Source organism: Metabacillus sp. 84 (assembly GCF_050107715.1).
Taxonomy (GTDB): domain Bacteria; phylum Bacillota; class Bacilli; order Bacillales; family Bacillaceae; genus Metabacillus_B.
Window position 1 is genome coordinate 309,045 of sequence record NZ_JBNILN010000001.1, and the last position, 14,232, is coordinate 323,276.

At 45.7% G+C, this 14,232-nt stretch carries 15 protein-coding genes and 1 tRNA gene; 2 read left to right on the plus strand and 14 right to left on the minus strand.

Annotated features, from left to right (window positions below):
* Positions 1 to 43 precede the first annotated feature (43 nt).
* The 8 genes from eno to rpoN form a co-directional block, all read right to left on the minus strand.
* A complete protein-coding gene (eno, locus tag ACQCV8_RS01570; RefSeq protein WP_426842784.1) occupies positions 44 to 1,339 on the minus strand; it encodes a phosphopyruvate hydratase in 1,296 nt (431 codons plus the stop codon).
* Between the two features lie 117 nt (positions 1,340 to 1,456).
* A complete protein-coding gene (gpmI, locus tag ACQCV8_RS01575; protein WP_426842785.1) occupies positions 1,457 to 2,986 on the minus strand; it encodes a 2,3-bisphosphoglycerate-independent phosphoglycerate mutase in 1,530 nt (509 codons plus the stop codon).
* Positions 2,979 to 3,740: a triose-phosphate isomerase gene (tpiA, locus tag ACQCV8_RS01580; protein ID WP_426842786.1), complete on the minus strand. Its 762-nt coding sequence runs from the start codon at positions 3,738 to 3,740 to the stop codon at positions 2,979 to 2,981. The genes gpmI and tpiA overlap by 8 nt, the downstream gene beginning before the upstream one ends.
* 186 nt (positions 3,741 to 3,926) lie before the next feature.
* Positions 3,927 to 5,111, minus strand: a complete 1,185-nt coding sequence (locus ACQCV8_RS01585; protein WP_426842787.1) for a phosphoglycerate kinase — start codon at positions 5,109 to 5,111, stop codon at positions 3,927 to 3,929.
* 133 nt (positions 5,112 to 5,244) lie between these two features.
* On the minus strand, positions 5,245 to 6,252 hold the full coding sequence (gap, locus tag ACQCV8_RS01590) for a type I glyceraldehyde-3-phosphate dehydrogenase (RefSeq protein ID WP_426842788.1): 1,008 nt from the start codon (positions 6,250 to 6,252) through the stop codon (positions 5,245 to 5,247).
* Positions 6,253 to 6,301: 49 nt separating this feature from the next.
* Positions 6,302 to 7,318, minus strand: coding sequence for a sugar-binding transcriptional regulator (locus tag ACQCV8_RS01595; protein ID WP_426843345.1), 1,017 nt, complete (start codon positions 7,316 to 7,318; stop codon positions 6,302 to 6,304).
* A gap of 120 nt (positions 7,319 to 7,438) precedes the next feature.
* Positions 7,439 to 7,690, minus strand: a complete 252-nt coding sequence (locus ACQCV8_RS01600) for a glutaredoxin family protein (RefSeq protein ID WP_426842789.1) — start codon at positions 7,688 to 7,690, stop codon at positions 7,439 to 7,441.
* Positions 7,683 to 9,017, minus strand: a complete 1,335-nt coding sequence (gene rpoN, locus ACQCV8_RS01605; protein ID WP_426842790.1) for an RNA polymerase factor sigma-54 — start codon at positions 9,015 to 9,017, stop codon at positions 7,683 to 7,685. The genes ACQCV8_RS01600 and rpoN overlap by 8 nt, the downstream gene beginning before the upstream one ends.
* A 125-nt stretch (positions 9,018 to 9,142) precedes the next feature.
* Here rpoN and yvfG point away from each other — a divergent pair, with 125 nt between their 5' ends.
* A complete protein-coding gene (yvfG, locus tag ACQCV8_RS01610) occupies positions 9,143 to 9,364 on the plus strand; it encodes a protein YvfG (RefSeq protein ID WP_426842791.1) in 222 nt (73 codons plus the stop codon).
* A gap of 293 nt (positions 9,365 to 9,657) precedes the next feature.
* Here yvfG and ACQCV8_RS01615 read toward each other — a convergent pair.
* Positions 9,658 to 9,736, minus strand: a tRNA-Arg gene (locus ACQCV8_RS01615).
* A 54-nt stretch (positions 9,737 to 9,790) separates the two neighbouring features.
* Positions 9,791 to 10,048, minus strand: a complete 258-nt coding sequence (locus tag ACQCV8_RS01620; protein WP_426842792.1) for a DUF2164 domain-containing protein — start codon at positions 10,046 to 10,048, stop codon at positions 9,791 to 9,793.
* 282 nt (positions 10,049 to 10,330) lie between these two features.
* Here ACQCV8_RS01620 and clpP point away from each other — a divergent pair, with 282 nt between their 5' ends.
* Entirely contained in the window at positions 10,331 to 10,936 is a 606-nt protein-coding gene (gene clpP, locus ACQCV8_RS01625; protein ID WP_426842793.1) for an ATP-dependent Clp endopeptidase proteolytic subunit ClpP, read from the plus strand.
* An 81-nt stretch (positions 10,937 to 11,017) separates the two neighbouring features.
* On the opposite strand, the gene ACQCV8_RS01630 is transcribed toward clpP, so the two are convergent.
* The 4 genes from ACQCV8_RS01630 to rapZ all read right to left on the minus strand — a co-directional run bounded on the left by ACQCV8_RS01630 (position 11,018) and on the right by rapZ (position 14,218).
* A complete protein-coding gene (locus tag ACQCV8_RS01630; protein ID WP_426842794.1) occupies positions 11,018 to 11,275 on the minus strand; it encodes an HPr family phosphocarrier protein in 258 nt (85 codons plus the stop codon).
* A 77-nt stretch (positions 11,276 to 11,352) separates the two neighbouring features.
* Entirely contained in the window at positions 11,353 to 12,303 is a 951-nt protein-coding gene (gene whiA, locus ACQCV8_RS01635; protein ID WP_426842795.1) for a DNA-binding protein WhiA, read from the minus strand.
* 38 nt (positions 12,304 to 12,341) lie between these two features.
* Positions 12,342 to 13,301 carry a gluconeogenesis factor YvcK family protein gene (locus tag ACQCV8_RS01640; RefSeq protein WP_426843346.1) on the minus strand — a complete coding sequence of 320 codons (960 nt, stop codon included), beginning with the start codon at positions 13,299 to 13,301 and terminating at the stop codon, positions 12,342 to 12,344.
* Entirely contained in the window at positions 13,298 to 14,218 is a 921-nt protein-coding gene (gene rapZ / locus ACQCV8_RS01645; protein WP_426842796.1) for an RNase adapter RapZ, read from the minus strand. Before rapZ ends, ACQCV8_RS01640 begins: the two co-directional genes overlap by 4 nt.
* Positions 14,219 to 14,232: the final 14 nt, after the last annotated feature.

Consider the following 14,232-nt stretch of genomic DNA (forward strand, 5'->3'; position numbering starts at 1 on the left):
ATGGTTCCATCCTTTTACGTCAGCTCCTTATTTCATCTACGCCTTATTTTTTAAGGTTGTAGAAAGACTGCATGCCATCATAGATCGCAAGACCGCCAAGCTCGTCTTCGATGCGAAGAAGCTGGTTATATTTTGCGATACGGTCTGTACGGCTCATAGAACCTGTTTTGATTTGGCCAGCGTTTGTTGCAACAGCGATGTCAGCGATGGTAGCATCTTCTGTTTCACCTGAACGGTGGGATACAACAGCTGTGTAGCCAGCGCGTTTTGCCATTTCAATGGCTTCAAATGTTTCAGTAAGGGAACCGATTTGGTTCACTTTGATCAGGATAGAGTTTCCTACACCTTGCTCGATTCCTTGAGCAAGTTTTTTCGTGTTCGTTACGAATAGGTCATCTCCAACCAATTGTACTTTGCCGCCGATGCGGTCTGTAAGAAGCTTGTGGCCATCCCAGTCGTTTTCGTCAAGTCCATCTTCAATGGAGATGATCGGGAATTCGTTCACAAGCTGCTCGTAGAAGTCTACCATTTCAGCAGAAGACAATCCGTTGCGGCCTTCGCCTGCAAGATCATACTTGCCGGTTTCTTTGTTGTAGAATTCAGAAGAAGCAACATCCATGCCAAGCATGATGTCTTTGCCAGCTTCGTAGCCAGCTTGCGTGATGGCTTCAACGATTACTTCAAGAGCTTCACGGTTGGAACCAAGGTTTGGAGCGAATCCGCCTTCGTCACCAACAGCTGTATTAAGGCCTTTGCCTTTAAGAACGGATTTAAGAGCGTGGAATACTTCCGCTCCCATACGGATTGCTTCTTTAAAAGTAGGTGCTCCAACAGGAAGGATCATGAACTCCTGGAAGTCTACGTTGTTATCAGCATGAGATCCGCCGTTGATGATGTTCATCATTGGAGTTGGAAGCTGTTTCGCGTTGAATCCGCCAAGGTAACGGTAAAGCGGAAGGCCAACGAAGTCAGCAGCAGCATGAGCAACAGCCATGGAAACACCAAGGATTGCGTTAGCGCCCAATTTGCCTTTGTTTTCAGTTCCATCAAGCTCGATCATGATTGTGTCGATTCCAACTTGATCTGTTACGTCAAGACCGATGATTTCTTCAGCGATCACGTTGTTTACGTTCTCTACTGCTTGAAGAACGCCTTTTCCAAGGTAACGGTCTTTGTCACCATCGCGCAATTCTACTGCTTCGTGCTCTCCAGTAGAAGCGCCGCTTGGAACTAGTGCGCGTCCGAATGCGCCTGATTCTGTGTATACTTCTACTTCAACAGTCGGGTTTCCGCGGGAGTCAAGGACTTCACGTGCATATACATCAACAATAGCTGGCATTTAATTTCTCTCCTTTGAGTTAAAAAATTTTTATTTTAATTGGCTTCAGATTGCAGCTGGCAGGCGTTCGCCTTCAGCCCAATCAATCTGTGGCAGCAGCTTGTTTTAACATAGCCTTTATTTGATTAAGGATTTACCTGTCATTTCGCCCGGCTGATCCACTTCAAGCAGGTCAAGCATTGTAGGAGAAAGGTCTCCCAGGATTCCGTCTTCACGCAGCTCCAATCCCTGTTTTGTTACGATAACCGGAACAGGATTCGTTGTATGAGCTGTATGAGGCTCGCCGTTTTCTGAAATCAGGACATCTGCATTCCCGTGGTCTGCTGTGATAATCGCAGTGCCGCCTTTTTCAAGGATGGCATCCACTACTTTGCCTAAGCATTCATCAACGGCTTCAATCGCTTTAATCGTTGGTTCCACTTTCCCTGAATGGCCGACCATATCAGGATTGGCAAAGTTCAGAATGATGGCATCCTGCTTATCGCCGTAAATTTCTTCAAGCAAAGCATCTGCTACTTCGTACGCACTCATCTCAGGCTGCAGATCATATGTGGCAACCTTTGGCGAGTCGATCAGAATTCGCGTCTCCCCTTCGAACTCCTCTTCACGTCCTCCGCTCATGAAGAACGTAACGTGCGGATATTTCTCGGTTTCAGCGATCCGAAGCTGTCTTAAGTTGTTTTGTGCCAGTACTTCCCCAATTGTATTATCCAGGTTTACAGGCTTGAATGCGACAAATCCTTTAACGGTCTCACTGAAGCGAGTCAGGCTGACAAAGTGAAGATTCGCAGGTGCTTTTTCGCCGCGGTCAAATTCTCTGAAATCAGCATTCGTAAAGGTATTGGAAATTTGAATCGCACGGTCGGGACGGAAGTTGTAGAAAATGACACTGTCATTGTCCTGAATCGTTCCTACCGGTGTACCATCTTCCTTCGTCATGACAGAAGGAATCACGAATTCATCATGGATTCCGTTTTCGTAAGAGTCTTTTACAAGCTCCATTGGGTCACGGTAGTCCGGGCCCTCGCCGTAAACCATTGCACGGTACGCTTTTTCCACACGGTCCCAGCGTTTGTCGCGGTCCATGGAATAATAGCGTCCAGAAACAGTTGCAAGCTCGCCGCCATACTCTTCAAGTTTTTCCTGCAGGGCTTTGATATACTTTTCAGCTGTTTGAGGGCCGACGTCTCGTCCGTCAAGGAAGCCGTGAACGTATACTTTTTCAACACCTTCAGATTTTGCAAGCTTCAGCAGGGCAAAGAGGTGTTCAATGTGGCTGTGAACTCCGCCGTCTGAAAGCAGGCCTGCAAGATGAAGGGCTGTGCCGTTTTTTTTCGCACTTTCCATCGCATCCAGGAAGGTTTGGTTTTTTTCAAACTCGCCTTCACGGATTGCCACGTTTACACGCGTTAAGCTTTGGTACACAATTCTTCCTGCACCGATATTCAAGTGTCCTACTTCAGAGTTCCCCATCTGGCCGTCAGGAAGGCCAACTGCTTCACCGCTGGCAGTAAGAGTTGAATGCGGGTATTGCTCCCAGTATCGGTCAAAATTCGGCTTTTTCGCCTGTGCTACAGCATTTCCTTCTGTTTCACCGCGAAGGCCGAAGCCGTCCAGGATAATCAGTGCTACGGGTTTCTTACTCATTCTTTCCACCCTCAAGCAATTGAACAAAAGATTGAGCTTCAAGGCTTGCTCCGCCGACAAGTGCGCCGTCGATATCGGATTGGGCCATGTATTCCTTAATGTTGGCAGGCTTTACGCTTCCGCCGTATTGAATGCGGACTGCATCTGCTGCCTCCTGTGAAAATTGTTCTGCTACCGCTTTGCGGATATAAGCACATACTTCGTTTGCATCCTCTGCAGAAGAAGATTTGCCTGTTCCGATTGCCCAGATTGGCTCATAGGCGATAACCGTTTGTTTAACCTGATCTTCTGAAAGACCGGAAAGTGCCGCTTTAACCTGGTTTCCAACAAGCTCGTTTGTTTTTCCGGATTCACGCTCTTCAAGCGTTTCTCCGCAGCAAACGATTGGTTTCAGGCCGTGGCTGAATGCAGCAAGAGTTTTCTTGTTTACTGTTTCATCTGTTTCTGAGAACATTTCGCGGCGCTCAGAGTGGCCAAGGATGACATACTCTACACCAAGATCTTTAAGCGCAACTGGGCTTACTTCTCCGGTAAAAGCACCATTTTCTTCGAAGTGCATGTTTTGCGCACCGATTTTCAGATCTGTTCCCTTTGCAATCTCTACAAGACGGTCAAGGAATAGAGCCGGTGAACAGACTACCGCATCTACTTGTTCAGATGAAGGAACAAGGCTTTTTACTTCTTCAGCAAAGCTTTTCGCTTCTGCCATTGTTTTGTTCATTTTCCAGTTACCTGCAATGATCGGTTTTCTCATAGCTAAGCCGTCCTTTCATGTTAAAAGGTCATTGGGCTGCGCACACAGCCTTTTTGCTAAAAATGAGCTGCTGATGAAGAAGACTCATTTGTGACCGGAATGATCCAGGTCATGCTTGCAGCGCTTCGCCGTTCAAGGTCACGATCCTCTTCAGGCAAAATTTGTTTCAAGGCGCTTCAGCATTTCTTATTTATCGTTAAGTGCCACTACTCCAGGAAGTTCTTTGCCTTCCATGAATTCAAGGGAAGCACCGCCGCCAGTTGAGATATGGTTCATTTTGTCAGCAAGACCGAACTTCTCAACTGCCGCAGCAGAGTCTCCTCCTCCAATGACCGAATATGTATCGTTTGCTTCTGCAAGAGCATCGGCCACTGCTTTCGTACCGTGGGAGAATGGTTCAAGTTCAAATACTCCAAGCGGTCCATTCCAGATCACAAGCTTTGATTTCTTGATAACGTCTGCGTAGATCTCACGGGATTTAGGTCCGCAATCAAGGCCTTCCCAATCCTCCGGAATGTTATCAATTGACACAACTTGAGTGTTGGCATCTTTAGAGAAATCATCTCCAACAACGATGTCAACTGGCATGTAGAAGTTTACGCCGTTTGCTTTTGCTTTTTCCATGAAGGATTTAGCCAAATCCACTTTGTCTTCTTCAAGAAGGGATTTTCCTACACCGTGTCCAAGAGCTTTGATGAAAGTGTAAGCCAAGCCGCCGCCGATGATCAGGTTGTCCACCTTGTCAAGGAGGTGATCAATGACACCGATTTTGTCTTTTACTTTCGCACCGCCGATGATTGCCGTGAAAGGGCGCTCCGGGTTAGAAAGTGCTTTTCCGAGAACATCCAGTTCTTTTTCCATAAGGAAACCGGATACTGCCGGAAGGTGCTCTGCAATTCCTGCTGTTGATGCATGTGCGCGGTGTGCTGCACCAAATGCATCATTTACATACACATCTGCAAGGTCTGCGAACGCTTTTGCCAGCTCAGAATCATTTTTCTCTTCGCCAGGGTAAAAACGCACGTTTTCTAGAAGAAGCACATCGCCGTTATCAAGCTTTGCAATTTCTTCTTTCACGCTGTCGCCATGAGCTTCATCTGTTTTTACTACGTTTTTGCCAAGAAGCTCCTGAAGACGCTCTGCAACCGCATTTAGACGAAGTTCTTCCACAACCTGGCCTTTAGGACGTCCAAGGTGGCTTGCAAGCAAAACTTTTGCTCCCTGCTCAACCATGTACTGGATTGTCGGCAATGCCGCACGGATGCGCGTATCATCTGTCACTTTGCCTTCTTCCATCGGAACATTGAAGTCAACGCGGCAGAATACAACCTTACCTTGAATCTCGATGTCTTTTAAAGATTTTTTGTTCATTTCAAAGGCCTCCTTCTTACGGATAAAAACCATAGAAAAAGGGAGGGGGAATTGCTGTAAATCCCCTTCCCCTTTTCGGTTTCATTATATCGTTTCTTCTTCGGTTCGTCCAAACGTAACCGAATCGCGTTTATTAAAGTCCTTTAGAAGCGATGTAGTCAACAAGGTCAACTACACGGTTTGAGTAGCCGCTCTCGTTATCGTACCAAGAGATTACTTTAACCATGCTGCCTTCCATAACCATAGTGGAAAGAGCGTCTACAGTAGAAGAGTTGATGTTTCCGTTGTAATCTCCGGATACCAATGGCTCTTCGCTGTAGCCAAGAATTCCTTTAAGATCGCCTTCAGCTGCTTCTTTAAGAGCTGTGTTTACTTCGTCAGCTGTTACTTCTTTATCAAGCTCGGCAACAAGGTCAACCAGGGAAACGTTAGGAGTTGGAACACGCATTGCTCCTCCGTTTAGTTTGCCTTTAAGCTCAGGAAGTACAAGGGAAACAGCTTTAGCAGCACCCGTTGTAGTAGGGATGATGTTTTCAGCAGCTGCACGCGCGCGACGGTAGTCTTTGTGCGGAAGATCAAGGATCTGCTGATCATTAGTGTAAGAGTGAACCGTTGTCATCATACCGCGTTTGATGCCGAACTTGTCGTTCAATACTTTCGCGAATGGTGCAAGGCAGTTCGTTGTGCAAGATGCATTAGAGATGACATCGTGGCTTGCAGCGTCATATTTGTCATGGTTAACACCCATAACGATTGTAATATCTTCGTCTGTTGCAGGTGCAGAGATGATTACTTTTTTAGCGCCAGCTTCGATATGTTTCGCAGCGTCAGCACGCTTTGTGAAGAAACCAGTTGATTCAACAACTACTTCTACTCCGCGGTCGCCCCAAGCAAGTTTAGCAGGGTCGCGCTCTGCCGTTACCTGGATAGTTTTTCCGTCCACGATCAGGTTGTTGCCGTCTACAGATACTTCTGCGTCAAGCTTGCCGTGTACAGAGTCATATTTTAGTAGGTGAGCAAGCATGTTTGCGTCAGTTAGATCGTTTACTGCTACTACCTCTACGTTTGAATTTTTCAAAGCTGCGCGGAAAACGTTACGTCCGATACGTCCGAAACCGTTAATACCAATTTTAGTTGCCATGAATGTTTCCTCCTTTTAAAGTGAGAAATATTTTTATATTTAGGGATGATTAATCCCTTAATAACTCTTTTGCTGCGCCCTCATCCGTTACAAGGATGGAATCAAGCGACTGTTTCATATAGGCGTGGATGGCTTTAGCTTTTGAAGATCCGCCTGCGACTGCTATGACGTGCTTAAGATGGACGAGGTCATCCAGCTGAATCCCTACTGTATGAACCTTGTGAACCACTTTCCCCGTTTCATCAAAATAATAGCCGAATGCTTCCGCGACTGCCCTTCCATGTTCAATTTTCCCCATGTCAAAAGCAGCAGTTTTCCGCCTTTCTGCCATTGTCATAGCATCTCCTATTCCGTGTACGACCATACTGGAAGACTTGATGATTTTCAAAAGTTCTTTAATTGAAGGTTCTTCTATTAAAGATTGCCAAGCTTCAGCGCTTAACTGGTCGGGAACATGAAGAAGCCGGTAATTTCCCATTGCGCGCTCCGCCATTTTCGCGCAAATCGTATTGGCCTGATTTTCCACATTTTCACCCAGTCCCCCTCTTGCAGGAACGAAAAGCAAATCGCGGTTTGAATCAGGGGTCATCATCTCTGCTACTGCAGCAAGGGTTGTTCCACCCGTAACAGCGACGATATGATCTCCGGAAAGACGTTCTTTTATGCAGGTGACACATGCGCGCCCCATTTCTTTCTTTACCCAGGACGAATGGTCACTGTCCCCGGATACGATAATGACTTTCTTGAGATTAAGCTTCTCTCTAAGTTTATTTTCCATTAGAGTGAGGCCTAAAACATCTTTCATCATCTCTTCCAGAGCTTTTAAAAGCACTTTTCCGTCTTCTGTCAGCGTCATGCCTGAAGTTTCGACCGCAATCAGATTTTGGTCTTTTAGAAACTGAACCTCTGCCCGCAATACGCGCTCAGTGATGCCAAGGCTTATGGATAGGCTTCTGCGTCCAATGGGCTGCATAAGTCGTATGTACTGCAAAATCTGATACCTTTTTTGCATCGCGCTAAGCAGGTCAGGAACTAGTTTCTTCTGTACCTCTATCATTTCTCTCATTTTTGCGATCCTTTCAAACGTGTCATCGGGACTTTTTGCGTCCCTATGAGACATATTATGTCCCGCTTACTCAAAAAAAATATCCCTGCTGCAATTTTTATTTTAACAGGGGGATAAAGTTTATTCAATGCTAACGTGTTCATGTATCCGCTTACTTAAAAAATCTTTTTTAATCCTGCCATACGCCAGCTCGATTCCACTGTATTCGATTACCGGAATCATCAATCCGTACTTTTCGGTTAATCCATCATCACTGCCTATATCGATAACGGTAAAAGAGAGGTCCCACTCGTTTTTCATTTCATTTAACAGGGCTGCCGCTTCCTCACATAAATGGCAGCCCTTTTTGGAATAAAGAATTAAGTCAATCATTGCCTGCCTCCGTATAGCGTCTGCGTCTTGATGAAGATGGGATTTTAAGCTGATCCCTGTATTTTGCCACCGTTCTTCTTGATAGTTTAAGATCATGCCTTTCGAGCAGGACTGCTGCAATCATCTGGTCCGAAAGCGGTGAAGTTTTATCTTCATCCCTGACTAGGCGGGCCAGCATTTCTTTTGCTCCGGCTGCAGACTGCCCGGCCTCATTTTCAGAGCTGATTTTGTTCGTCAGGAACGACTTCATTTCAAGCGTTCCAAACGGTGTCTGAACATATTTTCCCCTCAGCGTTCTGCTGACTGTCGATTCATGAATGCCACAAGCTTCTGATAGATCGCTCAGCGTAAGCGGTTTAAGCGTTTCCTGCTTTCCGGTTCGAAAAAAACGATGCTGGACAGCAAGAATTTCTTTCATGACTTTAACCATCGTTTCTTTTCTCTGATCTATCGTTTTCACCAGCCATATGCACTGCTGCTGTTTTTCGGTGAGGTATTTTTTCAGCTCTCTTTCTTCTGAAGATCCCTTTAATTTCTTGTATACGGGACTGATGCCGATTTCCGGAAGGGCTTCATCATTACAGCCGGCCTCCCAGCTGCCCTCGGAACATTTCACCACAAGATCAGGGATTACATAAGACGTTTGGTTCCCCCCATATACACTGCCCGGCTTCGGATTAAGCGTCTGAATAAAGTCATATACCTCCTGAATATCTTCCAATCTGCAATTTGCCAATTTAGCAGCGGTCTTCCAGGAACGTTCTGCAAACAGCATAAAATGGTCCCGGATTACGTTGATTGCAAGCTCCGGTCTCTCTTTTATCCGCTCTATCTGCAGAAGCAGACATTCCTGCAGGGTCCTTGCCCCGACACCTGCAGGCTCTAAGCTCTGCAGGGCCAGCAGACTGCACTGAGCTTCAGAGACGGAAAGACCTGCTCCGCCCAGCAGCACCACGGCATCCTTCGTTAAGTAACCGTTTTCATCAAGCTGTTCAATTAAAAGGCGCGCACCTGCCAAAACACTTCCGGACGCTTTGGTCATTCTCAGCTGACTGTGAAGGTGATCTGCCAGACTGGCGGAACGGTCATGGACCAGCTCAATCAAGTTGGCAGCCCCGCTTTTTCCCTGAGGATTTTTTTTATGATAAAATACACTCAACTCTGAGTTCTCTTTTATTTCAATTAACGGATTATCAAGAGCCAGCTCCTGAATATATTGCATGAGCTCAGCGGAACTGTATTGAAGAAGGGTGATGGCTTGTTTCAGCTCCTGTGATAAATGCAGCTTCAGTGATTGCTCCTGTGATAGACCTGCTCCGATTTTCATAATTGCACCCCCTCTCCACATTTTACATGAAGACGGCTCGTTTTAGGAGAGAAAATAAAAGCATGCATCCGGTAAAAATATCCGCTGTATGAACCCATCCCAAGCAGGTGAAAGGAGGACCCTTTATGAGTGATTTATTTTCCATCCCCTATTTTGAACAAAATTTCAGACAGCACGCAGATCTGAATCAGGGCAAAATGGGGAAGACAGATGCCATGAACAGCTATTACCGTTCCGTTGTCTCCACCCTTGTCCAGGATCAGCTGACTAAAAATGCGGAAGTGCTCAAACGAATTCAGCATTTGGATGAAGCATATAATAACGTGAAATCCGAGCAGAGAAAGTAGCAATTTTTGCCTCTTCCTTTTTCAATCAAGATCTGGTACAATCCTGTAATCAGCAGTCAATGCTGCTGCACACTCCATTCATTCCAGCCAGTGCCTATGTGCACTGGAGTGTACATATCGGGAATGGAGCTTTGAAGGAAAAGCTTATAATATTCATAAGGCTCTGCCAATCGGCAGAGCCTTTTCATTTACACAGGCTTGTTGCCAATAAATAAAAATAAAAATCCTCCTGAAATGAGGTGTTTGACTCACTGCAGAAGGATTTGGAAAGGTTACCCTTTAGTTTATGTAATTGGCGCGCTCGGAGGGATTCGAACCCCCGGCAGACGTGGTACCGGAAACCACCGCTCTATCCGACTGAGCTACGAGCGCCTTTAGTGTCAGCAAGGAATATTATATGACACTAAAATGAATAAATCAAGCTTTTTATGAATCCAGCTTTCGTTTACGCAGCGGCTTCTCCAGAGAATAGTACTCTTCTTCCAAATCAAGAAGCTTTTCATTGAGCAGGGAACGAGCATCCTCTACCCCTTTATTATAAAAATACGGCCCAAGCTCGCTCGATATATAATCTAGAAAGATTTCTGCAGCCAGATCCCCGATTTCTTCATCCCACTCTTTATACAGATAATCCTGCAGTTTAGTTGCCATATCTGCTTTTTCCTCTTTTTTAAATTTGATCATAGGTCCCCGCCCTTTCTTTTCCCGCCAAACGATGGTATGGTCTTTATCTTACCAGATACGCTCCATTTTTTCTGTTTATGACAGAGAATCTCTTTTTAAGGGCAGAACTTTTGTTTTTGCCTGTTCCGCTGTTTAAATACCGTGCGAACGGGTATCATGAATACAGTCAGTATAGAGTAATAAAAGCGGATGATATCCGGTTGTTTTTGTTTGACCTTTATTGACCTTAAATGTATGATGAGAGTACATAAAAAAATTACATATTATAAGGGAGGCTATACTGTGAATTTAATTCCTACAGTAATTGAGCAAACGAACCGCGGAGAACGTGCATACGATATTTATTCCCGCCTGCTGAAAGACAGAATCATCATGCTTGGAAGCGGAATTGATGACAACGTGGCAAACGCTGTAGTTGCCCAGCTCTTGTTCCTGGAAGCAGAAGATCCGGAGAAGGACATTTCCATTTACATCAATAGCCCAGGCGGATCCATTACAGCGGGTATGGCCATATATGATACGATGCAATTTATTAAGCCCGAGGTGAACACTATTTGTATCGGTATGGCTGCATCAATGGGAGCATTCCTTCTTGCAGCGGGTACTAAGGGCAAGCGTTATGCCCTTCCAAACAGTGAGGTTATGATCCATCAGCCGCTTGGAGGAGCACAGGGACAGGCAACTGAAATTGAGATTGCCGCTAAACGCATTCTTTTCCTTCGTGAAAAGTTAAACCAAATTCTTTCAGACCGTACGGGACAGCCGCTTGAAGTCATCAGCCGTGATACAGACCGCGACAACTTCATGACAGCTGAAAGAGCCCTTGAATACGGCTTGATTGACAAAATTATGAACCGCAACATCCTCGATAACAACGAACAGAAATAAGACCTCGAACCGGATCGGCTTTATAAGCCATCCGGTTTTTTTATAAACAAAAGCACCTGCCGCAAGCAGATGCCCATTTTCTTAAACTTCCTGATGCACATATTCAGATAAGGCTTCAAGCGCCTCTTCCTCATCATGCCCCTCTGCAATCAGCGTGATGGTGGAGCCTGTGCCGATGGCAAGGCTCATTAGCCCCATAATACTCTTCGCATTGACTTTTTTTCCTTCTTTTTCAAGAAAAATATCCGAGCCATAGCGGTTCGCTTCCTGAACGAACAACGCGGCAGGGCGTGCCTGCAAGCCATTCTTCAGCCGGACCTCCACTGTTTTTTCTGCCATATGAATCCCCTCTCCCAATCGTGATTATGTTAAGCGCATACTTGCCTTTGAAGCAAGTATGCACTGCATCCCGTTATCTATTTCATCGTTACCGGCTTGCCTTCGCGGAGCTGCTCAGCAATTTGGTCCAGCTTTCTTAACCGGTGATTTATGCCGGATTTGCTGATGGTTCCGCTCGAGACCATTTCACCGAGTTCCTTTAATGTGACATCCTGATAATCGACACGGAGTCTCGCAATTTCCCTGAGCTTATCGGGAAGCATATCAAGTCCGATTTTGCTGTCAATGTAGCGGATGTTCTCAACCTGTCTCAAAGCCGCTCCAATGGTTTTATTCAGGTTAGCGGTCTCACAATTAACGAGCCGGTTCACTGAATTTCTCATATCACGGACAATCCGGATATCTTCAAACTTCAGCAGCGCTGTATGAGCACCGATAATGCTGAGGAATTCCGCGATTTTCTCCGCTTCCTTTAAATATGCGATAAATCCTTTTTTCCGCTCAAGCGATTTGCTGTTTAAGCGAAACGTATTCATCAATTCACTTAAAGAGTCACTGTGCTCTTTATATAGAGAAAATATTTCAAGATGGTATGAGGAAGTTTCCGGGTTGTTTACCGAGCCTCCGGCAAGAAAGGCACCTCTCATATAGGAACGCTTGCAGCATTTCTTCTGAATGAGCTGAGGGGAAATTTCCCGGACAAACGTAAAGGATTCTCCAAGGATTTTGAGGTCCTCCAATATTTCCCTTGCTTGCACTGTCAGCCTGACAATGTAGACGTTATTTTTCTTGAGCCTCATTTTTTTTCTGACAAGCAGTTCTACTGAGGCCTCATATTGCCTTTTTAATAATATATAAATACGGCGGGCAATTGCCGCATTTTCTGTCTGAATATCCAGAACCAATTTTCTGTTCGAGAAGGAGAGGGAGCCGTTCATTCTGATTAAAGCAGATAACTCTGCTTTCAGGCAGCAGCCCTTAATTTCAACCTGCGTCAGTTCTTTTTTGGTTTCGGATGCAAAAGACATATTCTGCACCTCCATTTTCCGTTGTGCACGCGATTGCTCTAGATGGACTTTTTGAGAATCCCGTAAAGCAGCTTGGCAACTTTATTCGTATCATGCCGAATGACATCACGGTCATCCGTTATTAAATGGTCATGCACGATTGAAAGCCCAAGCCGGTTCAGTTCATCCAGGTCTGCGTGCACAGGCTGGGCAAGTTCCGCAGCATACCGCTGTTTAATCGTGTCAGGAATTGTATCTGCATTGACAAGGATTGTGTCGATAAAAGCACAGTGCATGTGATCATATAAAGCCTTTATGTGATCGCTCGCTTTGTACCCGAGCGTTTCACCCGGCTGGGTCATCACATTGCATATATATACCTTCTTCGCCTCTGCCTTGCATACTTCCTGTCCAATTTTCGGAACGAGCAAATTCGGCAGGATGCTTGTGTATAAGCTTCCCGGTCCGAGTATAATTAAATCCGCTTCCTGTATAGCCTCAATCGTTTCCGGCAATGGATCAATGTTTTCCGGAGTCAGAAACACCCGCTTAATTTTTTTTGCTGAAGCAGGAATCTTTGATTCTCCTGAAACGACGGATCGGTCTTCCATTTCTGCATGCAGCATGACACTGCTGTTGGCTGCCGGAAGGACCCGCCCTCTCACATTCAGCACTTTGCTCATTTCTTTAATGGCATGGGTAAAATCCCCGGTAATATTGGTCATGGCAGCTAGAATGAGATTCCCCAAAGAATGGCCGGTTAAGCTGTCTCCTTTATTGAATCGATGCTGAAACAGCTCTTCAACTAAAGGCTCCACATCAGACAGTGCAGCCAGGACATTCCGTATATCCCCAGGAGGCGGAATCTTCAATTCATCCCGGAGGCGCCCAGAGCTTCCTCCATCATCAGCAACCGTTACAATCGCCGTTATATCTACCGGATACGCCTTAAGCCCCCTCAGCAGCACGGAGAGCCCGGTGCCTCCACCGATAATGACGATTTTAGGCAGCACGTCTATTTCCTGCTTCTTCTTTCAATATCGCGGTGGGATACATGGGCTTTGTAATCCTTCTTATAAAACGCCGCGATATGTTCCGCCAGAGTTACAGAGCGATGCTGGCCTCCTGTACAGCCGATCGCTATAACAAGCTGGCTCTTGCCTTCCCGTTTATAATAAGGAAGCATAAAGGTCAGCAGATCCAGAACCTTTTCCAGGAACTTGGAAGTCTCATTCCATTTCAGCACATAGGAGGATACTTCTTCCTCGAGTCCCGTTTTCAGCCTCATATGCTCGATGTAATGAGGATTTGGCAGAAACCTTACATCAAATACAAGATCCGCATCAATTGGAATCCCGTACTTAAAACCGAACGACATAATGTTCACCGTAAAGGTTTGCTCTTCGGCTGCGGAAAATTGCTTTAAAATCTTTTCCCGCAGCTCACGCGGCTTCATTTCTGTCGTATCATAAATAATTTGAGCCCGCCCCTTTAATTCTTCAAGAAGCTCTCTTTCAATGCGGATTCCCTCGAGCGGAAGTCCGGTAGATGCCAGTGGATGCGAACGTCTCGTCTCTTTGTAGCGTGTAACGAGCGCAGAATCCTTGGCATCGAGGAAAAGAATCTGTGGAGTAATCCAAGCGGAATTACCAATTTCATCAAGAGCCTGAAGCAGGCTGTCAAAAAACTCCCGGCCTCTTAAATCCATAACCAAAGCGACCTTATTCATTTTCGACCCTGATTCTTTCATCAGCTCAAGAAATTTAGGCAGAAGAGTCGGCGGCAGATTGTCTACACAAAAAAAGCCTAAGTCCTCGAAGCTTTGAATGGCAACGGTTTTCCCAGCCCCGGACATTCCGGTAATAATGACCATTTGAATGTCTGAGTGGGTCTTTGCAGTGTTTTCCTGTCCAATGTTCTGGCTTGTCAGTTCCATCCGGAATTTCCTCC

Coding starts and splice junctions, on each gene's coding strand:
- rpoN (WP_426842790.1), bottom strand. CDS start 9,017: ATGAAAATCGGAGCAGGTCTATCACAGGAGCAATCACTGAAGCTGCAT.
- tpiA (WP_426842786.1), bottom strand. CDS start 3,740: ATGAGAAAACCGATCATTGCAGGTAACTGGAAAATGAACAAAACAATG.
- ACQCV8_RS01620 (WP_426842792.1), bottom strand. CDS start 10,048: ATGATCAAATTTAAAAAAGAGGAAAAAGCAGATATGGCAACTAAACTG.
- ACQCV8_RS01630 (WP_426842794.1), bottom strand. CDS start 11,275: ATGGCAGAAAAAACAGTGGAGGTCCGGCTGAAGAATGGCTTGCAGGCA.
- rapZ (WP_426842796.1), bottom strand. CDS start 14,218: ATGGAACTGACAAGCCAGAACATTGGACAGGAAAACACTGCAAAGACC.
- ACQCV8_RS01595 (WP_426843345.1), bottom strand. CDS start 7,318: ATGAGAGAAATGATAGAGGTACAGAAGAAACTAGTTCCTGACCTGCTT.
- ACQCV8_RS01600 (WP_426842789.1), bottom strand. CDS start 7,690: ATGATTGACTTAATTCTTTATTCCAAAAAGGGCTGCCATTTATGTGAG.
- ACQCV8_RS01585 (WP_426842787.1), bottom strand. CDS start 5,111: ATGAACAAAAAATCTTTAAAAGACATCGAGATTCAAGGTAAGGTTGTA.
- eno (WP_426842784.1), bottom strand. CDS start 1,339: ATGCCAGCTATTGTTGATGTATATGCACGTGAAGTCCTTGACTCCCGC.
- gap (WP_426842788.1), bottom strand. CDS start 6,252: ATGGCAACTAAAATTGGTATTAACGGTTTCGGACGTATCGGACGTAAC.
- yvfG (WP_426842791.1), top strand. CDS start 9,143: ATGAGTGATTTATTTTCCATCCCCTATTTTGAACAAAATTTCAGACAG.
- whiA (WP_426842795.1), bottom strand. CDS start 12,303: ATGTCTTTTGCATCCGAAACCAAAAAAGAACTGACGCAGGTTGAAATT.
- gpmI (WP_426842785.1), bottom strand. CDS start 2,986: ATGAGTAAGAAACCCGTAGCACTGATTATCCTGGACGGCTTCGGCCTT.